Raw genomic sequence first — 25505 nt, forward strand, 5'->3', positions numbered from 1 at the left:
TTGTAGGACGAGGCATGCGCCTTGGACGTGCGTGCCCGCACGGGCGGCACGGCGGGACCCGGAGGTCTTCTTGCGAAAAAGCCGCGGAATCCGTCCGCGACGAGCAGCTACCCGGCGTTCGCGTCTCCGACGGGCGAGCGCCCGCTGTGGTAGCCGGCCGCCTGCTCGACGAGGGTCAGGATGTCCAGCGCCCGCCACGGTTTCGGGATGAAGGTCGCGGACATGCGCAGGTCGCTCGGCTGGTCGCCCGCGTCGCCCGAGGTGAGGAGCACATGCACGCGCGGCCACGTCACGCCGATGATGCGCGCCAGTTCGAAGCCGCCGATCGGGCCCGGGGTTCTCACGTCGGAGAACACCACGTTCACCTCCTCGCCCCGCTCGCGCAGGATGGCGAGCGCCTTCTCGGCGGTCTCCGCCTCGATGACGCGGAACCCCGTTTCCTCGAGGAGCGTCGCCGCGAGGAAACGCTCCTCCGGCTCGTCCTCGACGACCAGGATCACGGGTTGCGTCTTCGCGCCGGCATCGCTCATAGGCATGGAACGGGCGTCCGGTCCAACGGTTGCATAGGTCCGCACCGATCCGAGGCGGCGCTCACGAAAGCTTGACCACAGACGCATCATCCTGCCCTTGATGGCGCGAATCAAGGTCCGGCGGATGGCCGCCGGACTCTGGCTGCGCCCCTGTGCCGTCTCGGGCACGCTTCTCCCGGCGGCGCGGACGCGCATGATGCGGCCCAAGCCGGCGCCAGCAAGGCGAACGGCGCCGATGCCGTTCACGATTGCGACAATGCCGCCGAGGTCGGCCGCCCTGCCCGGCGGTCGAAGCGAACGGCCCGGGCGAGGTTCGCCCGGGCCGCCGACGATCTGCGCATGGGCGGGGCGGCCGCGTCAGGCTGCCGCGGCCTTGCGGCTCTTGGCCGGCCAGCCGAGGCTGACGAGGCGCTGCTTGGCGTGCTCGCGCACCTCGTCGCGCAGGCCCGGCGCCAGGGCGGCGAGGACGCGCTGGGTCTCGGGGTCGAGCATCAGGTCCGTCACCGCGTTGATGCTCTTGGCCTTGTCGATCCGGGCCCTGAGGTCGCTCTCCGCCGAGGCGCCATCGAGGATTGGAGCGGCCTCCTCATCGGGATTCTCCTGGGGATGCTCCTGGAGCCTCTCCTCGGCCGCCCCGGGCTGCGGAGCCGGCTCGGTCCGGGCGGCTTGGCTGCGCGCCGGCTGCAGGTCGGGGCGGGAAGCCTTGAATTCGTCCGCCTCATCCTCGGAGTAGAGCAGGCCGTGCAGGCCGGCGAGCTTGAGGATGACCCGGTCCTTGGCCCGCTTCTCCGCCATCGCGAAGACGTAGGCCGCCTGCTTGCCGGAGACGCGGTAGTTCACGCCGATCAGGGCTTCGCCGATCGACCACTCGGTGCGGTCGCCGGTCGGCCCCGGCATGTGGCCGGTCACCAGGATCACGGCCTCGTCGCGCTCCGCCCGCACGATCACCGGCGCATCGAAGCGGATGCGGGCCTGCACGGCGATGCGCTCCAGCGCCTTGTGGTAGATCACGGCGGTGCCCTGCACCCGCCAGACGTTGCCGGCCAGCGGCTCACCGTAGGTCGCGAGAATCTCCGCGATCTGCTTGTCGGTCGTTGCGCTCATGCGATCGATCTCACCTGCTCGAAGGCGGCCGGGGGTGCGCTGCGGCGCCTGCGGCCACGGCGATTCTTATAGCACGGCGCCTCGCGGCGAGCGAGTGTTTTCGCTCGATCTGTAGAAGCAAAGCCGCTCCGGCTCTGCGCATTTTGTCCCAGCCCGCAGCGCCTATCCGACGCCGATCCGCAGCCGATCGGACGAAAGCTCCAGACGAGACCGATCGGTTTCATCGTGCGGGGATTGTCCTGCCGTTGACCTGCGGGCGTGTGTTCGCTAATCGTTCTTCTTGTCCAATGCGGCGAGATCTTTGCGAGCGGGTGCCCTGTCCCGGCGCAGCGCCGCGCTTCCGGGAGTGTCCTCCGGCCATGAGCGCCCCTCGCCCGCACGATTCCGCCCTGATGCTCGACCGGCCGGGGACACGCCGCAGCGCGGTGCGCACCCATTCCCGCCGGTCCGGCGTGCCGGCGCTCGCGGCCCCCCGCATGGCGCTCGTGGCCGATTTTCTGGCGATCGCGGCCCTTGATCCCGCCGTGGAGGCGCTGCGCCCCGGCCCGGCCCCGGCGCGGCTCCTCGTCGGGGGCGAGAGCCTGGAGCATGCCGCGGATTTCGAGCAGACCCGGACGGACGAGCCGGGCCTGCTCGTCGACGTGGTGGCGGAGGCGGATCTTCCCCGCCATCCCCTGCGTGTCGCCTACGTGGCGGGCGAGCCGGTGGTGGCCGAGGACGGGCGCCGCTTCGTCATCGAGAGCGCGGCCTCGCTGCGGGCGGAGCCCCGGATCTCCACGGTGCGGCTGGTGATGGCCTGCCGCCGCACCGTCGTGTCGGCGGGCGACCGGGTGCGGATCCTGCACTACCTCGACGAATGCGGCACCGGCCGCCTCGTCGAGTGCGCCGCGGTGGTCCAGAACGCCCCGGATGGGGTCGCCGCCGTGCTGGCGCTCGCCGTCGAAGGTCTGCTCGCCATCGACGTCAGCCGCCCGATCCTGCCCGAGACGCCGGTGCGTCGCCGGCCGCTGCCCGCCGCGGACCCGTTCGGCTTCTGAGGCCCCGTCGCGGCCTCACGCGCCGGTTCCGAACGCTTCGGCAAGTCCTTGAGGACGCGGACGATCGGGGCCGGGATCAGACGTGCACCTGCCCGTCCTCGCCGTCCCGCCGGCCGGCGGACAGGCCCACCGCCAGGAGCCAGCCGTAGAAGAGCGCGACCGCCCCGAGCACCAGCCAGCCCGGGAGGGGCCCCAGGGCCGCGTTGCCGACGACCTCGCCGGCCGAGTGGACCATCTCGCCCCGGCCCGCCTCCTGCAGCCGGGCCGAGGTGATCTTGAGCACCCAGGCGAGCGCCAGGATCACGAACATCCAGCCGTAATTGCGCCGCAGCCGCCGCGCGAAGGCGTCCGCCAGGCTGATGTGGAACTCCGGATGACGCAGATCCGCGCCGAGCGCCGCCCCCCAGTCGCCGGTCTGGTCCGGACGCGGGGCGAAGACCTGCGCGTAGTAGCAGCGCTCCAGCCGGCGCACCCGGTGGCGGTAGACGTCGAAGAAGCGGTAGCGCCGGGCCTCGATGCCGAGCAGCAGCAGCACCAGCAGCATCGCGAACAGCAGCACGCCGTGATGCGCGGTCGGGGTCGAGAGCGACACCGAGAGCATGGCGGCGATGACCGTGATGGCCCAGTTGGTGGTCCGGTCGATGCGGTCGCGCCAGCCCGCCATGCGGGCGATCTCGGCCCGGTGGTAATGGGCGAGCACGGTGATGATCTCGGCGGGCGTGCGCGGATACGGGACCGGCGCGTCCGCAGCCCCGCGCGCGGCCTCCGGTCCGGTCGTCATGGCGTTCCCTCCCTGGGTCCCGTCCGGGCCGGATCCGGCCCGCCCGCATCATGGCGCGCGGAGGCGGAATCGAAAGCCCGGGTCACCCCGCCCGGCGCGCCACCGCTTCCTCCACCAGCGAGCGGATCGCCGCGCGCACCGGCTCCGGGGTGCCGTCGCGGGCGAACTTGGCCTCGATCTCCTCGCGGATCAGCGCGCCGTCGTCGCTGCGGGCGAGGTCGGTGGCGGTCTCGGCCCGCAGGAGCGACACGAAGGCGCTCTCGACCGGCGCCGCCTCGGGCCGGGCCGGGGCCACTTGGCGGCCCGTGAGGTCGAAGACGTCGGGACGGTGCGGCAGGGGTTCGGGCGTCAGCGAGAGATCGGGCGCGACGATCCAGGCCGCGGGTTCGTGGGCGAGGAGATCGACCGAGCCGCGGGTGATCGTGCCGGGGTTGAACCACTGGGTGCCGCCGATCCCGACCGGCCGGTGGCGCCGGTGGACGTGGCCGTTGACCGCCAGGGCGCAGCCCGCGACGGCGTGCGGCGGCACGGCGCCCGGATAGCCCGCCCCGAAGGCGAGGTCGTGGTGGGTGAGCCAGACCACCGCCTCGGCCCCGGGCAGGAGCCCGCGCACGTCGGCGGGAATCGCCTGCCCGTAGGGCGTGGCGCCCAGGCCCACGCGCCGGCCGCCGAGGTCGAACAGCGCGGCGGGGCCGGATTCCGGCACGGCGTCGAGCACGTCGCTGAGCGCCAGCACCGCGAGGCTGTCGCCGTCCGAGAGGCGCGCGTGGCGGATGTCGTGGTTGCCGACATTGGCGAGCGGGCGGTGGCGGAAGGCCTTCAGGATGCGCACGAGGCGCGCCTTCAGGCTCTCGTCGGGCTCCACCGGGTGCTCGAACAGGTCGCCGAGCAGCACCGGCGCGAGGTCGCGCGCGTTGGCGAGCGCGACGCAGTGGTCGAGCTTGGCCAGGATCGGGCCGGGCCAGTCCGGGTCCTTGCGCCGGCCGGGCTTGCGCGAGGAGACGTGCGGATCGCCCACCAGCAGCAGGCCCGCGCAGGCGAGCGGGGCGGCCTCCAGCCGTTCGTGCCCGAGGATCATGCGGCCTCCGGATGGGCCGGGCCGTGGCGGTGGCCGTCGAGGAGCGCGCCGGCACCGGCCGGGCCGCCGCAGGCCGGGCAGCGCCCGCCGGTCCGGGCGAGCAGCGCCGCCGTCTCGGTCTCGACCTCCGCGAGGCCCGCCTGCGCCGCGGCGAGGCGCCCGTGCGCCGCCGCGAGCCGGTCCGCGAGGGCGGAGAGGCGCGCGGCGAGGCCGACGGCCGGGCCGTCGGGCGCGAGCACCGGGGCGGCCGGCACGTCGGCCAGGGCCTGCGCCCGGCCGCGGGCGCGGGTCAGCTCGCCCGAGAGGCGCGCCAGGGCGGCGGCGTGGCCCTCGGGTGCCGCGCTCGGGCGCAGGCTCGGGGCCGCCGGCAGGCCCGCCAGGGCGGTCCTCCGCGCATGCGCCGCCGCGAGGTCGCGCGCCGCCGCGGTCAGGCGCCGGGCGAGGCCCTCGCGGTGGCGCGCCTCGGCCAGGGTGCGGCCGAGCTCCGCCACCGCCTCGGGCGGGGGCAGCGCGCGCACGGCTCCGGCCCGTGCCGACGCCGCCTCGCGCCCGGCCGCGAGCGTGGCCAGGGCGAGCGCCCGCGCCTCGATCGCGCGCAGGCGCCCGGCCCCGCGGGCGAGCGTGCCGGCCGCGCGGCGCAGGTCCGCCACCGCCGCGGCGAGCGCGTCGAGATCCGCGAAGGGCGCGAGCCGCTCGCCCAGAACCGCGAGGCGCCGTTCGCCCTCGCGCACGACGCGCTGGTCCTCGGCGATCCGCTCGCGCTGGAGCGCCTGCATGTCGCGGACGTAGCCCGCCTCGCGGCCGATCGAGAGCACGGCGGAGCGCTTCGGCGCCTTCTCGCCGAGCAGGAAGACCGGGAATTTCTGGTGGGCGACGTGGACCTCCAGATCCTCCACCCGGGTGATGCCGAACAGGCGGTCGACCCAGTCGGGCACGTCGCGTCCGCCGGTCTCGCAATGCGTCCCGTTCTCGACCGCCACCGACCCGTCGGGCTCGTGCAGCGACCACAGGTTGACCGGGCTGCGCTTCGGCCGGCGCACGAAACGCAGCAGGCGCCCGCCCGCGACCCCGATCTCGATCCGGGCCGCCGCGGCGCCGGCCCGCACCAGCCCGTCGCGGGCCTCGCCGTAGAACACCGCCCGCAGGGCCCGGATCACCGTGGACTTGCCGCGGTTGTTGGGGCCGACGAGGGCGTTGACCCCCGGGCCGAGCGGCAGCGTGGCGTCGGCGAAGCCCTGCACGTCCACGAGGCGGATGAAGCGGAAGCCCGGGTCGCCGGGGGACCACGCCGCCGCGCAGGCCTCCGCCGGCCCGTCGACGAGGACGCCGCTCCCCGGGTGGCCGCCGATGCGGCTCACCTGCGTGGCCGGCCCGAAGCCCGAGACGTCGTGGTGGGAGATCGCGAGGCATTGCAGCCCCAGCCGCGCGGCGCCGTCCTCCAGCACCCGGTAGAAGGCCGGCACCCGGTCCGGGGCGATCCAGCAATCGGCCTCGTCGAGGGCGATGAAGCGACCGATTCCGGCCTTGACCACCGCGATCAGCCGCAGGCCCGTGCCGACCACGTTGGTCATGGCGCCGCCGTTGTCCTCCAGCACGTCCTCGCGCCCGCCATCCGGGCGCAGGAGGCCGATGTCGAGGGCCGGCAGGCCGCGCTCGGTGGTGAGGTCGAGCGAGACCGGCTTCTCCCCCGGCAGCACCTCCTGCACCAGGGCCGAGAGCAGGGTCTCGAAGCGCGCGAGGCTGCGCTGGTGGACCTCCTGCTGCAGGTCGCGCAGGCAGGCCTCGATCGCGTCGCGCAGGTCGAGCCGGCCCTTGGCGGCCGCCACGCTGCGGATGAGCGCGTCCCGTTCCTCGATCAGGGCGGCGCGGCGGGCCTCGGCGAGGCCGAGCGCCCGGGCGAGGCGCTCGGCGGCCTGCGCCGCCTCCTCGGGGGCCATCTCAGCGGCTCCCGGGGCGATCGGCAGCCTGCTCGGCCAGGCAGTCGAGGCGGTCCTGCACCTCGCGCAGGCCCTGCGCGAAGGCCTCCACCGCCCGGGCGTTCTCGGCCCGGGCCGCCTCGATCATCGCCCGGATCGCCGCCTCGTCGTCGGTGCCCAGCTCCTCCCGGGCCTGGGCGCGGGCCGCCTCCAGCTCGGCGGTCAGGCGCTCGACGTCGCTCTCGGCCCGAATCCGGTCGGCGCGCAGGCGCTCGTAGGCGGGCCGCAGGGCCTCCAGCCGCTTGAGCGCCTCGGCCTCCTGGCTCGTCCGGCTCCGGTCCATGCTGCTCCCCGCTCCGACTGGTCGTGAACGCCTCAGGTGGCATCCCGCGCGGCCGCCCGCCAGAGGTCCCGCCCGGCCCGCCATCGTTCCGGGATTGTTCGCGCAAACCCGTTGACGGATGCCCTGATTCGTCTCACTGTTCGGCATATGTTCCATAGATCGGGCCCGGACGCCACGTGGCACGCGCCCGCACCGGAGGCCGATATGCCGACGAGCTGGCCGACCCCGCCGTGTTCCTCCCGCCCGGGCGATGCGGTCCTGTTCGAGAACCGGGACTGGGTCGTCTCGCGCGAGGGCCTGGAGCACCGTGCCACCGGCTACTTCATCGCCCGCGAGACCCTGCCGGCCCGGCGGGCGGACGGCTACTGGGACTGGCCGCTGCAGCTCTCCGAGAAGACGTGGTGCGGCGTGCGCAGCTTCCGCGAGGCCTTCCTGGCGGCGCTCGACGCCGGCGGCATCGCCCCGGATTCGAAGCTCACCCTCTCCTTCGCCCTCGGCTTCGGCACGCGCCTGCCGGGGCCGGACACCGAGGAGTTCACGGCCCTGGCCGACCTCGTGCGCTTCGCCGCGCCCAAGTCCAGCGCGGCGGCCACGCCCGCCCCGCGCCGCCCGGCGCGGGCGCTCGCGGTCGGCGCCTGATCCGGTCGTCTGCGCAGCCTGGTAGCCCGGCCCGTCGCGGCGCAGGCCGCCTCACGCGTCCTGCCGGTCGCGCGCCGGCACCTCCACCGGGCCGACCTGGGCGACGCGCAGGCCCGCCGCCATCGCCTGGAGCCGCGTCTGCGGATCCTCCGGCTGGATCACGCCCGCCGACATCACGAGCTTGGCCGCATCGTCCACGCTGATCGGCACCTCCAGCACCTCGGAGCGCGGCAGGTAGAAGAAGAAGCCGGTGGTCGGGTTGGGGGCGCAGGGCAGGAAGACCCCGACATAGTCGCCGGCCGGCGGCAGCGCCGCCTGCACGTCCGGACCGGCGGGGGCCGAGAGGAACACCACCGACCACGTGCCCTTCACGGGGAATTCCACCAGGCCGACGGTGCGGAACGAGGTGCCCTTGGCGGAGAACAGCGTCTCGAACACCTGCCGCAGGCCGCGGTAGAGGCCCGAGATCACCGGGGTGCGCGCGAGCAGCACCTCGCCGAACTCCACCACCGAGCGCCCGACGAGGTTGGCGGTCAGCGCCCCCAGCGTGGTGAGCGCCACGAAGGCGATGAGCAGCCCGAGGCCCGGGATGCTGAAGGGCAGGTAGTGGTCCGGCAGGTAGGCCGAGGGGACCAGCGGCTTGACCCAGCCGTCGATCAGGCTGATGCACCACCACGTGATGTAGATCGTGATCGCCAGCGGGCCGGCGACGATGACGCCGGTGAAGAAGTAGTTGCGCAGGCGGCCCCGGACACTGACGCGCTTGCGGGTGTCCACCTCGGGGATCGACGGAGACGGATCCTGCACGCTCTCGCCCTCACCAGCGCAGGCGCCCCCTGCCCCCGCACAGGTAGCGGTTTGCTGCGCTGCGCTCAAGGCGGCGCGCGGTGATGCGCCCTCCGGTCGAGCCCGGCGCCGTGCGGGCGCTCCTGGAGCGCGCGCTGGCCGATCCGGCCGTGGCCTGGACCTTCGGCGGCTACGGGGCGGCGCTCGCCCTGCGGCGCGACCCCGGCGAGGCGGCCGTCCCGCTCGCGGGCCGGCTCGGCTGGGCGACGTCGCGCGCGGCGCTCGCCTTCGCGCCGGGGCCGGGACTCGTCCCGTTCGCCTACGAGACGGCGCTGGGCGGCCGGGACTGGAGCCACGCGGTGGCGCTGTGCCGGCCCGCGGCCGCCTGCACCGGCGTCGCGCCGGGCGGCGTCACGGCCTGCGGCCCGGACCGCGAGGCGGCGCGTCCGCAGGACCGCGAGGCGCCCCTGTTCGATCTCGGCCTCGGCCTGCGGCAGGCACGGGTGCTGCTGAGAGCGGCCGATCCCGCGGCGGCCGCCATCCTGCGGGCGGCCTGCGGCCGCGCGCCGCTCGCCGACGAGGGGCTCCTCGCCGCGCTCCTCGCCCTGCCCTGCGACCGGGTCGTCCTCGCCGGCCCGCACCGGGCCGAAGCGGCACCGGACGGCCCGCGCCTGCACGTGCTGGCGAAGCTGCTGCGCCTGCGCCGCACCCATGCGGCCACGGCCCAGATCCCGCCCGGGCTGGTGCCGGTCGCCCATCTGCATCCACCCCATCCGCTCGCGGGCGGCGCGCCGTTCGACCGCGCCCGGCACGACGCCGTCCAGGCGCTCCTGGCGGAGTGGGGCGATCCGGCCCTGACGGCGCTGAAGGCCCGGGTGGCGGCGGGCGAGGCGGTCGGCGTGCCGGCCACCCGCGCCGGGCGAGCCGTCCTGCGGGTGGCGCGGGCGCAGGCCGCGTGGCTCGCGGAGGGCGGCGCGGGCCGGCCTACGCCGTCCGGCTGAGCGGGCCTTAAGCCGAGAGGGCCGCTTCCCTCGCAGGCCGTCCGAGGCTACGAGCTGTCCGGGCGGGATGTGCCGGCAAAAAAATAGGCCGCCCGTGCAGGGCGGCCCGAGTCTAGGGAGGAAACGCCCAAGAGGGCAGCAGGGCCACGACGCCAACGTCGCCCTGCGGACTCATACCTAGCCCGATTCCGACCCCGCCGACGTGCGCGAGCGCACATCGACGGCGGCGCTCCGCGGCGGGCGGCGAGTCCCGCCTCAGCGGCGCAGGATCTTGGTGACGATCCGGCCGACGAGGGTGCCGGAATCCTGATTGCGGTAATCGTGGCGGTCGCCGGTGCGGAGGTTCGGGTCGTCGTTGCCCAGGATCTTGGTGACGATGCGGCCGATCAAGCTCATGGTGATCCCCTTCATGGTCCGAGGCGCGGGGGCGCGTCTGGGAGTCAACGAGCGCGCAGGCTTCGCCGTTCCGCGCCCTCGGCGTCAGGCCCATTCCGCCATCGCCTCGAACACCAGGGCGTGACGCCCCGCCAGCGCCTCGATGTCGGTGGCGTAGCCGCCGCCGATCACGGCGACGAGCGGGATGCCCCGGCGCCATGCCTCGCCGACCACGTGGCGGTCGCGGGCGGCCAAGCCCTCGTCGCCGAGCGCGAGACGCCCGAGCCGGTCGTCGCGGTGCGGATCGACGCCCGCGTTGTAGAACACGAGGTCCGGCTGCACGGCGTCGAGGAGGCGCGGCACGTGGAGGCGCAGCGCGTCGAGGTAATCCGCGTCCCCGAGCCCGTCCGGCAACCCGACGTCGAGATCTCCCGGCACCTTGTCGGTGGGGTAGTTCTTCTCGGCGTGCATCGAGAAGGTGAACAGGTCGGGTTCTCCCGCGAGGCAGTCGGCGGTGCCGTCGCCCTGGTGCACGTCGAGGTCGATGACGAGCGCCCGCCGGATCGTCCCCTCGCGCCGGAGCGCGAGCGCGGCCACCGCGACGTCGTTGAAGACGCAGAAGCCTCCGCCTCCGGCCCGGCGTCCGTGATGGCTGCCCCCCGCGGTGCTCCCCGCCAGCCCGTGCGCCAGCGCCAGCCGGGCGGCCAGCAGCGTGCCCCCGGCCGAGGCGAGCGAGCGGCGCGCCACGCCCGCATCCACCGGCAGCCCGATCGCCCGCTCGATCGCCCGCGGCACCGAGCCGGTGACCACCTGCTCGACATACGTGCGGTCATGCGCGAGCGCGATCGTGTCGGGATCGGCCGGCTCGGGCGTGACGAAGCCCTCCCGCACCAGCCCGCGGGCGGCCAGGATCTCGGCCAGCCGACCGTACTTGCGCATCGGGAAGCGGTGCCCGTCCGGCAGCGCCGCCTCGTAGGCGGGGTGGAACACGACCGGGAGCATGGGGCCTCCTCGAAGCGGACAGGCGGGCATCGCCCACCGGCGCGGATCCCGGATCCGCGGCGAAACCGATGCAGGACCAGAACCTTGGCGGAGCGGCAGCAAGCCCCTCCGCCTCCGCCGGGATAGGGGCCCCGCCGCGTCGCGCGAAGCGCGACCGCACGCCGCAAGGCGCCCGGCCGGGGTTGAGCGCCGGCCCGGCTATCCCCAGAGTGCGCCCGCGCGCCGCGGCGTGGACACGGTTTGAACACGAAATCCGCCGACCCTAAGGGAAGGTGGGGCAACGAGCAGCCGGGGGCATGCTGGGCAGGGGACGGACGGCGCACCGCATCGGGAGACATGGCCGGCCGGGGGCGCTCGCGCTCGGCGCCTGCCTCGTGACCGGCCTCCTGGCGCCGTCGCCGGCCCGGGCCTTTGACCTGTTCGGCCTGTTCGGTGGCGAGGAGGCGCCGCCCGCCCCGCGCCCGGACGCGGTGGCCTACGCCGTGCGCATCCAGGGCGTCGCGGACGGCGACCTCCTGCCCGCGCTCCAGGACGCCTCGACCCTCTACCGCCTGCGGGCCGAGCCGCCGCCCGACGGCGAGGGCCTGCTGCGCCGCGCCGAGGCCGACGCGGTCAGGCTCGTCGACGCCCTGTGGGGCTACGGCTACTACGCCGGCACGGTGGCCTTCCGCATCGAGGACGTGCTCCTCGGCGGCGACGGGGCGGCCCGGGCGGCCGTGCGCGCCGCGGAGGCCGCCCGCAACCGCCGCCTCGCGGCGGTGCGGATCATCGTCGAGCAGGGACCGCTCTACCGCCTGCGCGGCGTTGCGGTGCGGGATGCCGCGGGCCGGCCCCTCCCCCTGCCCCCGCGCCTGACGCGCGTCGCCGAGGAGGAGCCGGCCCGCTCCGCCACGGTGCTGGCGCGCGAGGCGCGCATCGTCGATCACCTGCGCGGCGAGGGGCATCCCTTCGCCAAGGTGGTCCGGCGCGAGCCCGTGGTGGACCACGCCGCCCGCACGCTGGACGTGACGATCACGGTCGATCCGGGGCCGTTCGCGACCCTGGGGGCCGTGACGGTGCGCGGCACGCGCGACCTCGACCCGGCGGTGGTGCGCTCCTTCATCTACGCCGAGCCCGGGGATCCCTATTCCCCGGAGGCGCTGGCCGGCATCCGCCGCTCGGTCTCCCGCATCGAGGCGCTCGGCGGCGTGCGCGTGCGCGAGGGGCAGGCGCTCGACCCGGACGGCGGCCTGCCGGTCTTCGTGGACGTCACCGAGCGGGCGCCGAACCTGCTGGGCGTCTCGGCCCGCTACTCCACGGTCGACGGGCCGGGCGTGCGGGGCTACTGGGCGAACCGCAACCTGTTCGGCGGCGGCGAGAGCCTGCGCATCGATGCGGACCTCTCCTATCTCGGGCTCGGCACCGACTACTACGCGCGCCGCCGCAAGCTCGCCGGCATCGAGACCAACGGGCTCGGCGGGCGGCTCGCCGCCACCTTCGTGAAGCCCGCCCTGTTCGGCAGCCGCACGGACCTCGTCGCCGGCGCCTTCGTGGGCCGCGAGGTGCAGCAATCCTACCTCAGCGACGCGGCCGGCGGCACGCTCGGCCTGCGCCACCGCTTCAGCGACACCGTCTCGGTGCAGGGCGGCGTCGAGGGGCAGGTCGGATCCGCCCGCGATGCGCTGGGCCGCGTCGATTACCGCCTCGTCGGCCTGCCCGTCTCGGTGGCCTACGATTCCACCGACAGCCTGCTCGATCCGACGCGCGGCATCCGCCTCACCGCCTCGGCGACGCCCTATCCGGGCTTCCTCGGCTCCGATCCGGGCCTCTTCCTCGCCCGGGCGCAGGGCTCGACCTACCTCGCCCTCGACGACGAGGCGAACACCATCCTGGCCGCGCGCCTCGGCTTCGGCTCGATCAGCGGCGCGGGGCTGGCCGAGATCCCGGCCAGCCTGCGCTTCTTCGCGGGCGGCGGCGGCTCGATCCGCGGCTACGCCTACCGCACGGTCGGGCCGATCGGGCCGTTCCAGCTGCCGATCGGCGGGCGCTCGCTCCTCGAAGGCTCGCTGGAGGCGCGCATCAAGCTTACCGACACGATCGGCCTCGTGCCCTTCGTGGATGCCGGCACCGCCTTCGCGTCGAGCCTGCCGGATTTCGACGAGCCGATCCGCTACGCGGCGGGCCTGGGCCTGCGCTACTACACCGGCATCGGCCCGATCCGGGTCGACCTCGCGGTGCCGCTGAACCCCGACAAGGCGCTCAAGCAGCCGCCGGTCGCCCTCTACATCAGCATCGGGCAGGCGTTCTGATGACGGACGATTCCGGACGGATCGCGCGGCGCCCGCGTCGCGCGCCGTCACTCGGGGGCCGCGTGGCCCCGCTCGCCGCCCTCGCCCTGCTGCTGTTCGGCCTCGTCTGGCTGGGGTCGAACGCGGGCAGCCGGGCGGCCGAGGGCGAGACCACGGTGCTGGGGGGCCTGCTCTCCCGCGCGCTCTCGACGCCGGCCTCCCGGGTGTCGATCGGCGCCGTGGACGGCGCGCTGTCCTCCGACGCGACCATCCGCGACGTGGCGATCGCCGACCGCGAGGGCGTGTGGCTGCGCCTCGACCGGGCGCGGCTGATCTGGCGGCGCACCGCGCTCCTCTCCCGCCGCCTGGAGGTCGACCGGCTGGAGATCGGCCGCCTGGAGGTGCTGCGCCGGCCGCTGCCGAACCCCGTCGCCGCCACGGCCGCGGAGGACGAGTCCCTTCTCCCGGACCTGCCCGTGAAGGTCGAGGTGAAGGCCTTCGCGCTCGGCGAACTGGTGCTCGGCGAGCCGGTGCTGGGGCAGGCCGCCCGCCTCGCCGGCGCGGGGCAGGCCAAGCTCGGCAGCCCGAGCGAGGGGCTCGACCTCGGCCTGGGCATCCGCCGCCTCGACCGGCCGGGGAACGCCACCCTCAGGCTCGCCTTCGTGCCGGAGGGCCAGAGGCTCGACCTGAAGCTCGCCCACGACGAGCCCGAGGGCGGCCTCGTGGCGCGGGCCATGAACCTGCCGGGCCTGCCGCCCGTGACCCTCGACCTCGACGGGCGCGGCCCCCTCGACGCCTTCGCGGCCACGCTCGCCTTCCGGGCAGGCGACGACATCGGCGCCGAGGGCCGCGCCCGCATCGACCGGGTGGCGAAGGAGCGCCGGATGACGCTCGACCTCGCCTCGCGGATCGAGGGACTGATGCCCGGCCCCGCCGCCGCGATCTTCGCGGGCACGACCCGGCTCGACGGCGTGCTGCACTTCCGCGACGACGGCGGCACCGCCATCGACCGTTTCGACCTCGCCTCGCGCACCGCGCGCCTCACCGCGGCGGGACGGCTCGATCCCGCCGGCCGCGCCGACCTCGTCGTCCAGGCCCGCGCGCTGCCGACCGACGGCGGCGTCACCCGGGCGGGCGCGGGGGAGGTCGAATCGCTCAGCCTCGATGCCAGCCTGAAGGGCCCGCTCGCCGCCCCGCACCTGTCCGGCACCCTGCGGGCCGCGGGCCTGCGGGCGCAGGACAGCCGCCTCGACCGGGTGAGCGCCGACCTCTCGGCCGAGCCGCTGCCGCGCGGTCCCGAGGGACAGGCGTTCCGCCTCGCGGCCGATGCGGCCGTGGAGGGCCTGAGCCTCGCCGATCCGGCCCTGCGCCGGGCGCTCGGGCCGCGCGCGCGGCTGACCCTGCGCGGCACCCTGCGGCCGGACGGCGTCGCGGATCTCGCCGACCTCACGCTCGATGCGCCCCAGGCGGGCCTGCACTATGCCGGCCGGGTCGGCCGCACCGAGGTGGCGGGCCGGCTGCGCGCCGAGCTGCGCGACCTCTCGGCCTTCTCGCTGCTGGCCGGGCGTCCGCTCGCCGGCCGCGTGACCGCCGGTGCCGACCTGTCGGGCAACCCCGCCCGCACCGGCGTGACCGCCGCTATCGAGGCGAGGGGCCAGGACCTCGCGCTCGGCACCCCCGCCCTCGACCGCACGCTCGGCCCCGTGCCGCACCTCGCCGGCCGCCTGACCCGCCTGCCCGACGGCTACGCCGCCGAGGGGCTGCGCCTGGAGGGCCGCGCCGTGACGGCGGGGGCGGAGGGCCGCGCCACGCTGGCGCAGGCGAACCTGACGGCACGGCTGGATCTCGCCGACCTCGCGACCCTGCACGACGATCTCGCCGGCCGCGCCGGAATGACGGCCGCCCTCACGGGCTCGCTGGAGCGCCCCGACCTCGCCCTCAGCCTGCGGGCGCCGGACGCGAGGGCGCTCGGGCGGCCGCTCGTCGATCTCGCCGCCGAGGCGAACCTGCGCGACGTCACCGGCCGCCTCGACGGCAGCCTGCGGCTCTCCGGCCGGGTCGACGGCAAGCCGCTCTCCGGCGAGGCGCATCTCGCCCGCGCCCGGGCGGACTGGGTGCTCGACCGGCTCAGCCTCGGTCTCGGCTCGGTGGCGGTGGCGGGCCGGGCGGCGCTCGGGCAGGAGAGCGGCCTCGCGGAGGCCGACCTCACCGTCCGGGCGGGCGACCTCGACGACCTCTCGGCGCTGGCGCTGACGCGCCTCGGCGGACGGCTCGACGCAGCGCTGGCGCTGGAGCGGGGCGGCGGCCGGCAGGAGGCGCGCCTGCGCGCGACGGCCGAGCGCCTGAAGGCCGGCCCCCTCGCGCTCGCGCGCCTCGACGCCGACCTTGCCGGCAGCGACCTGACGGGCGCTCCCCGCCTGCAGGGGCGGCTCCACGCCGACCGGCTGGTCGCTGCGGGCGAGACGGTCGAGACCCTGCGCTTCGACGCCGCGCCGGCCGATGGCGGCAGCGACCTCTCGCTCCAGGCCCGCGCCCGCGGCTTCACCCTCGACGGCCAGGGGCGGCTCGTCGCCGGCCCGCGGCGCCTCGACCTCGCGCGGCTCTCGGCCGTGCGCGGGGCCGACCGCCTCGCGCTGGCGCAGCCCGCCCGCCTCACCCTCGACGGCTCGGACCTCGTGGTGGAGGGCCTCGCGGTCGCGGCGGGGACCGGGCGGATCGCCCTCGACGGGCGGCTGGGCGCGCGCCTCGACGCCACCCTGGCGCTCAAGGCGGTGCCGCTGTCGCTGGCGCGCCTCGCCTCCCCCTCCCTCGCCCTCTCGGGCAGCCTCGACGGCGAGGCGGTGCTCTCCGGCCCGGCCGCGAGCCCGCAGGGGCGCTACGCCCTGACGCTGACGCGGCTCGTCACCCCGGACACCCGCGCGGCCGGCCTGCCGCCCATCGACGCGCGGGCCGCCGGCACGATCCGCGACGGCCGCGCCGGGGTCGACGGCACGGTCGCGGCGGGGCGCGGCCTGCAGGTGAGCCTCGGCGGCTTCCTCCCCGTCGAAACCGGCGGTCCGCTCGGGCTCTCGGCCCGCGGCAGCCTCGACGCCGCGCTCGCCAACACGCTGCTCTCCACCTCCGGCCAGCGCCTCGCGGGCCGGGTCGCCTTCGAGGGCGAGGCGAGCGGAACGGTGGCGGCCCCGCGCCTGTCCGGCCACGCGACGCTGAGCGGGGGCAGCTTCACCGATCCGCTCCAGGGCATCCGCCTCACCGACATCCAGGGCCGGGTGAGCGGCCGGGGCGACGCGCTGGTGATCGAGCGCCTCACCGCCGCCACCCGCAACGGCGGCAGCCTGCGGGCGGAAGGGCGCGTCGCGCTCTCCCCCGCGCAGGGCTTCCCCGGCACGCTGCGGATCGGCGGGACGCGGGCCGAGCTGGTGGCGAGCCCGCTCATGACCGCGGTGACGGATCTCGACCTGTCCCTGTCCGGTCCGCTCGCCCGCACCCCGCGGGTCGGGGGGCGGGTGGACGTGGTCTCGCTGGAGGTCGGCGTGCCCGACCGCCTGCCCGCCACCGTGCAGCCCCTGCCCGGCCTGCGGCACGTCAACGTGCCGGAGGAGCAGCGCCGGCGCCTCGCCGCGCGGACGCGCCGCGAGGCCGCCGGCCGCCGCAAGGGCGCGCCCTTCGAGGCCGCCCTCGACCTCGCGGTGAACGCCCCCGGGCGCATCACCGTGCGCGGGCGCGGCATCGACGCGGAACTCGGCGGGACCCTGCGGCTCACCGGCAGCTCCCGCGCGCCGGTGGCGAACGGGGCCTTCGCGATGCGCCGCGGGCGCATCCAGATCATCAGCCAGCGCCTCGACTTCGAGCGCGGGCGCCTGACCTTCGCGGGCGACCTGACGAATCCGGACCTCGACTTCGAAGCCCGGGCCCAGGCCGGGGACGTCACCGCCCGTATCCTCGTCACCGGCCCGGCCGACCGCCCCTCCTTCGTGCTCGCCTCCGAGCCCCCCCTGCCGCAGGACGAGGTGCTCTCGCGCCTGCTGTTCAAGAAGGCGTCCGGGGGGCTCTCGCCCTTCCAGGCCCTGCAGCTCGCCCAGGGGGTAGCGCAGCTCTCCGGCGGCGCCGGCGGTCCCGACGTGTTCGAGAGCGCCCGCAAGGGACTCGGCCTCGACGGTCTCGACGTGCAGGCCGGCGCCCGGGGCGGGGCGGCGGTCGGCCTGTCGCGGGCGCTCGGCGACCGCTTGAGCGTCGGCGTGCGCGCCGGCGCGCGGCCCGAGGACAGCGCCGCCACCCTGACCTACGACGTCACCGGCCGCATCAAGGTCCAGGGCGAGGCCGGCGCGGACGGGCGCACGGCGGTGGGCGTCGGCGCCGAGTGGGAGTACTGACGCCCGGCCGGCCCGATGGACATATGGCCCTGCCGAAGACGTTCGCCTCGACTGACGTTAAGCGAGATTACGTAATCGCGCGATTCCTGCTGGCGATGCGCCGGCGATGGCCGCATTCTGACGCAAGGGAATAAAGGTGGTCGGGCCGGGTGCATCCTGGCGACCTGGACCGAAGACTCGGTCGGTCCGGGTGATCCGCTCTGCTCCCCTCGTCAGATGTCCCGGATCCTCGCAGGACCCCGCCCATGTCCCGTCTCGATCTTGCTGCGGCCCTCGCCTGCCCGCCGCCCGCCGCGTTGCTCCCCTCCGTCCCGCGCCTCGATGGCTTCGCGGTACGGACCGACACCCTCGATCCGGCCGCCTGGGACGCGCTCACCGGCGGCTTCGCCGATGTGAGCCGCTACCAGACGGCGGCCTACGCGGACGGCCTGCGCGGCGGAAGCCGGATGAGCCACCTGCTGCTGCTGCGCGGCGGCCAGCCGGTGGCGGGCGCGCGGCTGGCGATCATCCGCCCGCCCGGCCTTCCCTCGGGCGTGGCCTACCTCAAGGAGGGTCCGTTCTGGCGCCGGGACGGCGTACCGGCCGACCCGGCCGTCTACCGGGCGGTCATCGCCGCCCTCGCGGACGAGTACGGGACGCGGCGCGGCCATTGCCTCACCGTCTGCCCGCGGCCGCACCCGCTCGGCCAGGAGACCGAGGTCCGGATCCTGCGCGAGAGCGGCTTCGCCCCGGCGCGCCATGCGCCCGGCAACGCGAGCTTCCTGGTCCGGCTTGACCCGGATGCGGCCGCCATGCGGGCGAGCCTGTCGCAGAAATGGCGCTACAACCTGAAGCTCGCCGAGCGGAACGGCCTTGCGGTGAGCTTTCGCGACCCGATGGAGGCGCTGCCCGAGTTCCATGCACTGAACGACGCGATGGTCGCCCGCAAGCGCTTCATCGACCGGGCGCCGTTGCAGACCCTGCCGCGATTGTTCCGGCAATTGCCGCCCGGGCGTTGCCTCCTCGCCTCCATCGCGCGCGACGGCGAGACGCTGGCCGCCGCGGTGGTGATCAACGGGGGCGACACCGCCCATTACCTGTTCGGTGCCAGTGCGGACGAGGCCCTGGCGCTGCGCGCCGGCTACGCCCTGCACTGGCGCATCGCCCGCCGGCTCGCCGAAGAGGGGGTGGAGTGGTACGACCTCGGGAACGGCGTCACCAATCCGGGCCTGCGCCTGTTCAAGCAGGGCTTCGTCGGACGCGACGGCGTGGTGCAGGAGCCGGCCGGCGAGTTCGACCACGCGGCGACCCTGCAGGCGCGTCTCTCCGGCCAGCTCGTCTACGGCCTGCGCGCCGGCCGCAACCGCGTCGTGGCCCTGCAGGACCGTCTCCGCCAGCGCGGCCTCGCGGCGCTGATCCGGCGCGGCCCGCGGCCGAACCCGGAGGGACAGGCGGCCTGAGCCCCCGGCCCGGCGGCGTCTCTCAGCCGCGCCGGGCCGTGAGCAGCGAGGCGGCCAGCACGCCGAGGCTGACCGTGGCGATGAGCAGGGTCGAGATCGCGTTGATCTCGGGGGAGACGCCCAGGCGCACCTGGCTGTAGAGGCGCATCGGCAGCGTGGTGGCCCCCGGCCCCGAGACGAAGCTCGCGATCACGAGGTCGTCCATCGACAGCGTGAAGGCGAGCAGGAACCCGGCGATCACCGCGGGCAGGATCAGCGGCAGCGTCACCGTGAGGAAGACCCGCGCGGGCGGCGCGCCGAGGTCGGCGGCGGCTTCGAGCAGCGAGCGGTCCAGGGTGGCCAGCCGCGCCTGCACCACCACGGCGACGAAGCAGAGCGTGAAGGTCGCGTGCGCGGCCACGATCGTCCACAGGCCCCGGTCGACGCCGAGCGCCACGAAGAGCAGCAGCAGCGACAGGCCGATGATCACCTCCGGCATCACCATCGGGGCGACGAGCAGGCCCGTGAACAGGGTGCGCCCGGGAAAGCGCCCGCGCCGGTCGAGGGCGAGCGCCGCGAGCGTGCCGAGCACGGTGGCGAGGCTCGCCGAGGCGAACGCGACCTTGAGGGTCACTAGGGTCGCGGTCACGAGCGCGCCGTCGGCCGCGAGGCTCGCGTACCAGCGGGTCGAGAACCCGCCCCAGACCGTGACGAGGCGCGAGGCGTTGAACGAGTAGACGACGAGGACGAGGATCGGCCCGTACAGGAAGGCGAAGCCGAGCGCGAGGGCGGCGAGCGCCAGGGGGTGGAGGCGCGTGCTCACGGCGGTCCCTCCAGCCGCCGCGCCTCGGCCTCGCGGAAGAACACCACCGGCCCCGCCACGATGACGAGCATCAGCATCGCCACCGCCGCGGCGAGCGGCCAGTCGCGGTTGGAGAAGAACTCGCTCCACAGCACGCGCCCGAGCATCAGGGTGTCGGGGCCGCCGAGCAGGTCCGGCACGATGAACTCGCCGATGATCGGGATGAAGCACAGGAGCGCGCCCGCCACGAGCCCGGGGGCCGAGAGCGGCAGCGTCACGGTGAGGAAGGCCTTCAGCCGGCTCGCCCCGAGGTCGCGGGCGGCCTCGATGAGGCTGCGGTCGAGGCGCTCCAGCACCGCGTAGAGCGGCAGCACCATGAAGGGCAGGTAGGCGTAGACCACCCCGATCAGGATCGCCGGCAGCGTGTTCAGGATCTCGACCGGGCGCGCGATCAGACCCAGGGCGAGCAGCGCCTTGTTGAGGAGCCCGTCCCCTTTCAGGATCGCGATCCAGGCGTAGATGCGGATGAGGAAGCTCGTCCAGAACGGGATCACCATCAGGGCGACGAGGAGCGGCTGCAGCCCCTTGGGCGCGCGCGCCATGCCGTAGGCGATCGGATAGCCGACGAGGACGAGCAGCACGGTGGCGGCGAGCGCCACCCCGAGCGAGGTCGTGGCCGCCGCGAGGTAGAGCGGGTCGGCGATCAGCGTGCGGTAGTTCTCAAAATCGAGCGCGGCCAGGAAGTCCGACCACGCGGCGACGCCCCCGTCCCAGTTCAGGACCGGCGTGTAGGGCGGCAGCGCGGTGGCCGGGTCCGACAGGCTGATCTTGAGGACGATCAGGAACGGCAGGCCGAAGAACACCAGGAGCCAGCCGAACGGCACCGCCGGGAGCAGCAGGCGGCGCAGGCGGTCGCGGCGGCGCGGGCCGGCGCTCATGCGGGCACCCGCCTTCATGCGGGCACCGGCATTCATGCCGGCACCAGGGCGGCGGCCTCGGGAGGCACGCCGAGGCGCACCGCCTCGCCGGGCGCGAGCGGCGCCGTGCCCGCGGGCGCAGTGGCCCGCAGCACCCGGCCGTCCGCGGCCCTCGCCCGGTAGAGGATCCTGTCGCCGAGATAGGTGGCGTCGAGGAGCGTGGCCGGCAGGCTCTCACCGTCGCCCTCGCCTTCGCTCCCGGGCGCGAGGCGCAGCCGCTCTGGGCGCAGCGCCAGCACGGCGCTCGCCCCCGCCTCCCCGGCCCCGTGGTGGTCGGTGCCCGTGAGCGGCCCGAGCGGCGTGTCGAGGATGCGCGCCTGACCCGCGCCGCCGGGGCCGAGGCGGCCCTCGATCAGGTTCACGTCCCCGAGGAGCCCGGCGACGTAGCGGGTCGCGGGGCGCTCGTAGAGGGTTGCGGCCGATCCGACCTGCACGAGGCGCCCGCGATCCATCACGCCGATGCGGTCGGCGAGCACCATGGCCTCGCCGGGATCGTGGGTGACGACCACGAAGGTGGTGCCGAGCCGCCGCTGGATCTCGCGCAGCTCGGCCTGGGTCGCCTCCCGCAGGGAGCGGTCGAGGGCGCCGAGCGGCTCGTCGAGGAGGAGCACGCGGGGCCGCTTGGCGAGCGCGCGGGCGAGCGCCACCCGCTGGCGCTGGCCGCCCGAGAGCCGGTCGGGCCGCCGCGCCGCCAGGCCCTCGAGCTGGACGAGGCGCAGCATCTCGGCGGTGCGGGCCGCGATCTCGGCCTTCGCCAGCCCTTCCTGCTTGAGCCCGTAGGCGATGTTGCCGGCCACGCTCATGTGGGGAAACAGCGCGTAGGACTGGAACATCATGTTCACCGGGCGCCGGTGGGGCGGCACGCCGGCGAGGTCCCGCCCGTCGAGGAGGATGCGCCCGGCGCTCGGCGCCTCGAAGCCCGCCAGCATCCGCAGCAGCGTGGACTTGCCGCAGCCCGAGGGGCCGAGCAGGCAGAAGATCTCGCCCGCCGCGAGGTCGAGGCTCACCGCCTCCACGGCCGGCACGGTGCCGAAGCGCTTGGTCACCGCCTCGAAGCGGAGTGGGGCGGGAGCGGAGGAGGCGGGGTCTGGAGGCAAGGCGGGATGGGCTTCGATCGCGTCCCTGGAGCGCCCTTACACGCAAGAACCCGGCCGGCCGTCAAGGTGGCGCGGGCCTGCCCGCGCCCCTTCCGTTAGGACCAATGTGGGGGGCCATCCCCGCTGTTCGCCGGCCGCGGGGAGGCGTATTCCGGGAGCGACACGCATCGATCCCGCGCCGCTCGCGCGGCCCGCCGGGATCCCTGCATTCTCCTCCCGAGACGTGTCGCGACTTGGCGTCTCTCTCCCTCGGCGAGAGAGACGCCCTTCCATCTCCCCTCAGTGCCCCCCGCCCCCGCCCGCACCGGGATTCGGCCGGCGGATCAGCGGCACCGCGCAGGCCATGCCGGCGAACAGCACGGTGAGCATCAGGAAGACGTCGGAGAAGCTCATCAGCAGCCCCTGCGTGCGCACCGTCCCCATCATCGCCTTGAGGGCTATCCGGTCGGGATCGCCCGCGAGCCCGGAGAAGCCGCGGGCCATCGCGTCGAGGCGCTCCAGCACCATCGGGTTGGTCCAGGTGAAGCGCTCGTGCAACCGCGCGAGGTGCAGGTCCCAGCGGTCGTTGAGCGCCGTGTTGATGAGCGCGAGGCCCACCGCGCCGCCGAGGTTGCGGGTGAGGTTGTAGAGCCCCGAGGCGTTCTTCATCCGGGCCGGCGGCAGGGTGCCGAGGGCGATGGCGTTGATCGGGATCATGCACAGCATCAGCGAGCAGCCGCGCAGCACCTGCGGCAGCAGCAGCTCCCAGAAATCCCAGTCCTTGGTGAGGCCGGTGACGAGGTAGGTCCCGACCGCGAAGCCGAGGAAGCCCCCCGCCATCATGATCCGCGGATCGACCCGCCCCGAGAGCCGGCCGGCGATCGGCGCGGTGGCGAACATGCAGAGCCCTGAGACGAACATCGTCTCGCCGATCTGCAGCGCCGAGTAGCCGCGCACGCGGCCGAGATAGACGGGGTAGAGGTAGGTCAGACCGTAGAGGCCGATGCCCATCGCGAAGCTGAACAGGCAGCCGCCGGCGAAGTTGCGGTCCGCGAAGGCGCGCAGGTCCACGATCGGCTGCGCGGCCGTGAAGGCCCGCCAGAAGAAGGCGAGGCCCGCGAGCACGCAGACGATCGCGGCCACGAACACCGCCTCCTCCTGGAACCAGTCGTGCAGCGGTCCCTCCTCCAGCACGTATTCGAGGCAGCCGAGGAAGGCCGCCATGAAGGCGAGCCCGGCCCAGTCGAAGCGACGCAGCAGGTCGAGGTTGGGCTCGTCGAAATCGACGAGCAGGTAGGTCGAGACCGTGACGAACAGCCCCGGCACGATGTTGACGAGGAAGAGCCAGTGCCAGTTGAACAGGTCGGTGAGGTAGCCGCCGACCGTCGGCCCGATGGTGGGCGCGAGCGTCGCGACGAGGCCGATCATCGGCGAGACGATCGTGCGCTTCGAGGGCGGGAAGATCGTGAAGGCCGCGGCGAAGACGGTCGGGATCATCCCCCCGCCGATGAACCCCTGCGCGGCGCGCCAGACGATCATCTGGCCGATCGACGACGAGGTGGCGCACATCAGGCTCATCAGGGTGAAGCCGCCCGCCGAGACCGTGAACATCCAGCGGGTCGAGAGCACCCGCGAGAGCATGCCGGAGAGCGGGATCGAGATCACCTCGGCGATGAGGTAGCTCGTCTGCACCCAGGGGATCTCGTCGGCGGAGGCCGAGAGCCCGGCCTGGATCTCGGCGAGCGAAGCCGAGACGATCTGGATGTCCAAGATCGCCATGAACATCCCGAACACCATGCAGACGAACGCCACCATGCGGCGGCGGTCGAGGAGCGGATCGCCCGGGGGCGGCATCGCGGCGGCGGTCATCGCGGCTACTCCCCGCGGCCGGCCGTCCGCACCGGGGCCGCCTGCGAGACCAGGGCGCCGCTCGGCGCGGGCCCGTCCTCGCCCGGGCCCCGCGTGTCGACCTGCACCACCACCGAGAGGCCCGGCCGCAGCAGGCCCTCGCGGGCGACCTCCGCCGGCACCCGCACCCGCACCGGCAGGCGCTGCACGATCTTGGTGAAGTTGCCGGTGGCGTTGTCGGGGGGCAGCAGGCTGAAGACCGAGCCGGAGGCCGGCGACAGGCTCTCGACGCTGCCGTGGATGTCGCGGCCGGGCCACGCATCGACCCGGATCCGCACCGGCTGGCCGACCCGCACCCGCGCGAGCTGCGTCTCCTTGAAGTTCGCGTCGATCCTCACGCTCTGGAGCGGCACCAGCGCGGCCACCCGCGAGCCCGGCGCCACGTAGGCTCCCGCCTCCACGGCCTTGTTGCCCACCACCCCGTCGAAGGGCGCGCGCAGCACCGTGAAGGAGAGGTCGCGCGCCGCGCGGGCGACGGCAGTCCTGAGTTCGGCCGCGAGGCTCTCGGCCTCCTTCTCCTGCGCCTCCAGCACCGCGACGTTGGCCTTGAGCGCGGCGAGCGACGCCTCGGCGCCCTTCACGGTGGCGTCGGAGCGGTCGCGGTCGGCCCGGGCCTGGTCGAGGCGCGCGCGGGCGACGAACTCGGACTGGGCGAGCTGGGTCTGGCGCTGGTAGTCGGCCGCCGCCCGCACCTGATCGGCCCGGGCGGCATCGATCTGGGCGGCGCCCTGCTGCGCCTGGGCGCGGGCCGCCTCGATCTGGCGGCCGATGCGGGCCACCGTGCTCGCCTGCGTGGCGAGCTTGTCCTCGGCGGCGCGCAGCGCGAGCCGGTAATCGCCGTCGTCGATGCGCGCGATCACGTCGCCCGCCCGCACGGCCTGCCCGTTCACCACCGGCACGGCGTCGAGGTAGCCCGAGACCTTGGCGGCGAGCGTCGCGATGTCGGCCTGCACGTAGGCGTCGTCGGTCGAGACCAGGAAGCGGCCGGTCGTATACCACCGGCTGCCCTCGTAGGCGCCGACGCCGAGGAGTCCCGCGAGCGCGGCGGCGAGCACCAGACGGCGCAGGCGCCGGGGCGGCCTGCCGGGTGCTTCAGCGGGCGCTGCCGCGGCGGCCTCGCCCGCCCCGGCGGGCCGTCCCTGCGCGAAGTCGTCCCGGTAGGCCATGGCCAGATCCCTCGTCGCGACGCGGTTGACCGCTGCCGACGCGCCCCGATATAGATTGACCGAACGGTTCGGTCAATGTGCGCCGCGCCCTGCTCCGGGCGTCGGCGCTTGACCGCACCTCCCTTCGGCGGAATGGTCCCCGTGATGGCAGCCGGCCCCACCCTTCCCGAAGCCGCGCAGGGCGCGGAGAGCGACAAGCGTCGCCAGATCCTCGACGGCGCGCGCGAGGTCTTCCTCGCGGCGGGCTTCGACGGCGCGAGCATGGGCGCCATCGCCAAGGCGGCGGGCGTGTCGAAGGGCACGCTCTACGTCTACTTCGACAGCAAGGAGGCGCTGTTCGAGGCGCTGACCCTGGAGGAGAAGCGCACGCTCGCCGAGAATCTCTTCCGGCTCGACCAGGACGATCCGGACGTGCAGGCGGTGCTGCGGCGTCTCGGCCTGAGCCTCCTCGACGCGATGTGCCGCCCCGACCACATCGCGTCGGTCCGGATGGTGATCGGCGCCTCGGACAAGTTCCCGCGCTTCGGCCGCGCCTTCTACGAGGCGGGGCCGGTGCAGGGCGCGGCGCGCCTGCGGATCTACCTCGATGCCCAGGTGGCGGCGGGCCGCCTGCGGCCGGCCGACACCGCGCTCGCCGCCCGGCACTTCCTCGACCTGTGCGCGGCCGGCACCCTGCGCCGCCTGCTCTTCGCGGTGGGCGACCCGCCGACCCAGGCCGAGCAGGCCTACCTGATCGGCGAGGCGGTGCGGGTGTTCTTCGCCGCCTACGGGCCCGAGGCGGCCTGATCCCAGGGGCCGGACCGGAATCTTGGCGCGGCGGTGGCCGCTTCCAAGGCCGCCGCGATGGGCCTAAGCAGACTTGCGTTGGCAAGCCAACGCTTCGTCCGCTTAGGTTCTTGTTTCTTCGCAGATTTTTATCGCAAAAC

At 74.8% G+C, this 25505-nt stretch carries 21 protein-coding genes; 7 read left to right on the top strand and 14 right to left on the bottom strand.

What is annotated here, in order from left to right:
* Nucleotides 1–107: 107 nt before the first annotated feature.
* Complete coding sequence (locus MFF61_RS06430; RefSeq protein ID WP_238234280.1) at nucleotides 108–530, bottom strand: response regulator; 423 nt, start codon at nucleotides 528–530, stop codon at nucleotides 108–110.
* 357 nt (nucleotides 531–887) lie between these two features.
* A complete protein-coding gene (locus MFF61_RS06435) occupies nucleotides 888–1634 on the bottom strand; it encodes a trna delta -isopentenylpyrophosphate transferase (protein ID WP_238234250.1) in 747 nt (248 codons plus the stop codon).
* A 359-nt stretch (nucleotides 1635–1993) separates the two neighbouring features.
* Between MFF61_RS06435 and MFF61_RS06440 the strand changes: the two genes are divergently transcribed.
* The gene (locus tag MFF61_RS06440; protein WP_238234251.1) at nucleotides 1994–2671 is read left to right on the top strand and encodes a hypothetical protein; all 678 of its coding nucleotides are present in this window, start codon (nucleotides 1994–1996) and stop codon (nucleotides 2669–2671) included.
* Between the two features lie 76 nt (nucleotides 2672–2747).
* On the opposite strand, the gene MFF61_RS06445 is transcribed toward MFF61_RS06440, so the two are convergent.
* From MFF61_RS06445 to MFF61_RS06460, 4 genes are all read right to left on the bottom strand, one after another.
* The gene (locus MFF61_RS06445) at nucleotides 2748–3452 is read right to left on the bottom strand and encodes a DUF2270 domain-containing protein (RefSeq protein ID WP_238234252.1); all 705 of its coding nucleotides are present in this window, start codon (nucleotides 3450–3452) and stop codon (nucleotides 2748–2750) included.
* 82 nt (nucleotides 3453–3534) lie between these two features.
* Entirely contained in the window at nucleotides 3535–4530 is a 996-nt protein-coding gene (locus tag MFF61_RS06450) for a hypothetical protein (protein ID WP_238234253.1), read from the bottom strand.
* Nucleotides 4527–6467: an AAA family ATPase gene (locus MFF61_RS06455; protein WP_238234254.1), complete on the bottom strand. Its 1941-nt coding sequence runs from the start codon at nucleotides 6465–6467 to the stop codon at nucleotides 4527–4529. Before MFF61_RS06455 ends, MFF61_RS06450 begins: the two co-directional genes overlap by 4 nt.
* Before the next feature lies 1 nt (nucleotide 6468).
* On the bottom strand, nucleotides 6469–6789 hold the full coding sequence (locus tag MFF61_RS06460; RefSeq protein ID WP_238234255.1) for a hypothetical protein: 321 nt from the start codon (nucleotides 6787–6789) through the stop codon (nucleotides 6469–6471).
* A gap of 204 nt (nucleotides 6790–6993) precedes the next feature.
* On the opposite strand from MFF61_RS06460, the gene MFF61_RS06465 reads away from it, so the two are divergent.
* Complete coding sequence (locus tag MFF61_RS06465) at nucleotides 6994–7428, top strand: hypothetical protein (RefSeq protein ID WP_238234256.1); 435 nt, start codon at nucleotides 6994–6996, stop codon at nucleotides 7426–7428.
* Nucleotides 7429–7479: 51 nt separating this feature from the next.
* On the opposite strand, the gene MFF61_RS06470 is transcribed toward MFF61_RS06465, so the two are convergent.
* Complete coding sequence (locus tag MFF61_RS06470; protein ID WP_238234257.1) at nucleotides 7480–8235, bottom strand: DUF502 domain-containing protein; 756 nt, start codon at nucleotides 8233–8235, stop codon at nucleotides 7480–7482.
* A gap of 83 nt (nucleotides 8236–8318) precedes the next feature.
* On the opposite strand from MFF61_RS06470, the gene MFF61_RS06475 reads away from it, so the two are divergent.
* Nucleotides 8319–9215 (top strand): DUF6925 family protein, encoded by an 897-nt coding sequence (locus MFF61_RS06475; RefSeq protein WP_238234281.1) that lies wholly within the window; start codon nucleotides 8319–8321, stop codon nucleotides 9213–9215.
* Nucleotides 9216–9470: 255 nt separating this feature from the next.
* On the opposite strand, the gene MFF61_RS06480 is transcribed toward MFF61_RS06475, so the two are convergent.
* Nucleotides 9471–9611 (bottom strand): TFIIS helical bundle-like domain containing protein, encoded by a 141-nt coding sequence (locus tag MFF61_RS06480; RefSeq protein WP_238234258.1) that lies wholly within the window; start codon nucleotides 9609–9611, stop codon nucleotides 9471–9473.
* Nucleotides 9612–9695: 84 nt separating this feature from the next.
* Entirely contained in the window at nucleotides 9696–10592 is an 897-nt protein-coding gene (locus tag MFF61_RS06485) for a histone deacetylase family protein (RefSeq protein ID WP_238234259.1), read from the bottom strand.
* Between the two features lie 296 nt (nucleotides 10593–10888).
* On the opposite strand from MFF61_RS06485, the gene MFF61_RS06490 reads away from it, so the two are divergent.
* The 3 genes from MFF61_RS06490 (at nucleotide 10889) to MFF61_RS06500 (ending at nucleotide 18671) form a co-directional block, all read left to right on the top strand.
* Nucleotides 10889–12880 carry an autotransporter assembly complex protein TamA gene (locus tag MFF61_RS06490; RefSeq protein ID WP_238234260.1) on the top strand — a complete coding sequence of 664 codons (1992 nt, stop codon included), beginning with the start codon at nucleotides 10889–10891 and terminating at the stop codon, nucleotides 12878–12880.
* A complete protein-coding gene (locus MFF61_RS06495; RefSeq protein ID WP_238234261.1) occupies nucleotides 12880–17232 on the top strand; it encodes a translocation/assembly module TamB domain-containing protein in 4353 nt (1450 codons plus the stop codon). Before MFF61_RS06490 ends, MFF61_RS06495 begins: the two co-directional genes overlap by 1 nt.
* A 245-nt stretch (nucleotides 17233–17477) precedes the next feature.
* On the top strand, nucleotides 17478–18671 hold the full coding sequence (locus MFF61_RS06500) for a lipid II:glycine glycyltransferase FemX (protein ID WP_238234262.1): 1194 nt from the start codon (nucleotides 17478–17480) through the stop codon (nucleotides 18669–18671).
* Nucleotides 18672–18693: 22 nt separating this feature from the next.
* Here MFF61_RS06500 and MFF61_RS06505 read toward each other — a convergent pair whose 3' ends face one another.
* The 5 genes from MFF61_RS06505 to MFF61_RS06525 form a co-directional block, all read right to left on the bottom strand.
* Nucleotides 18694–19473 (bottom strand): ABC transporter permease, encoded by a 780-nt coding sequence (locus MFF61_RS06505; protein WP_238234263.1) that lies wholly within the window; start codon nucleotides 19471–19473, stop codon nucleotides 18694–18696.
* The gene (locus MFF61_RS06510) at nucleotides 19470–20390 is read right to left on the bottom strand and encodes an ABC transporter permease (RefSeq protein WP_238234264.1); all 921 of its coding nucleotides are present in this window, start codon (nucleotides 20388–20390) and stop codon (nucleotides 19470–19472) included. The genes MFF61_RS06505 and MFF61_RS06510 overlap by 4 nt, the downstream gene beginning before the upstream one ends.
* Before the next feature lie 32 nt (nucleotides 20391–20422).
* Nucleotides 20423–21475, bottom strand: a complete 1053-nt coding sequence (locus MFF61_RS06515) for an ABC transporter ATP-binding protein (protein WP_373324645.1) — start codon at nucleotides 21473–21475, stop codon at nucleotides 20423–20425.
* 330 nt (nucleotides 21476–21805) lie between these two features.
* On the bottom strand, nucleotides 21806–23374 hold the full coding sequence (locus MFF61_RS06520; protein WP_238234266.1) for a DHA2 family efflux MFS transporter permease subunit: 1569 nt from the start codon (nucleotides 23372–23374) through the stop codon (nucleotides 21806–21808).
* 5 nt (nucleotides 23375–23379) lie between these two features.
* Nucleotides 23380–24579: an HlyD family secretion protein gene (locus tag MFF61_RS06525; RefSeq protein ID WP_238234267.1), complete on the bottom strand. Its 1200-nt coding sequence runs from the start codon at nucleotides 24577–24579 to the stop codon at nucleotides 23380–23382.
* A gap of 144 nt (nucleotides 24580–24723) precedes the next feature.
* Here MFF61_RS06525 and MFF61_RS06530 point away from each other — a divergent pair, with 144 nt between their 5' ends.
* Entirely contained in the window at nucleotides 24724–25365 is a 642-nt protein-coding gene (locus tag MFF61_RS06530) for a TetR/AcrR family transcriptional regulator (RefSeq protein WP_238234268.1), read from the top strand.
* Nucleotides 25366–25505 lie beyond the last annotated feature (140 nt).

The organism is Methylobacterium isbiliense, from assembly GCF_022179325.1.
In the GTDB taxonomy this organism is placed as follows: Bacteria; Pseudomonadota; Alphaproteobacteria; order Rhizobiales; family Beijerinckiaceae; genus Methylobacterium; species Methylobacterium isbiliense.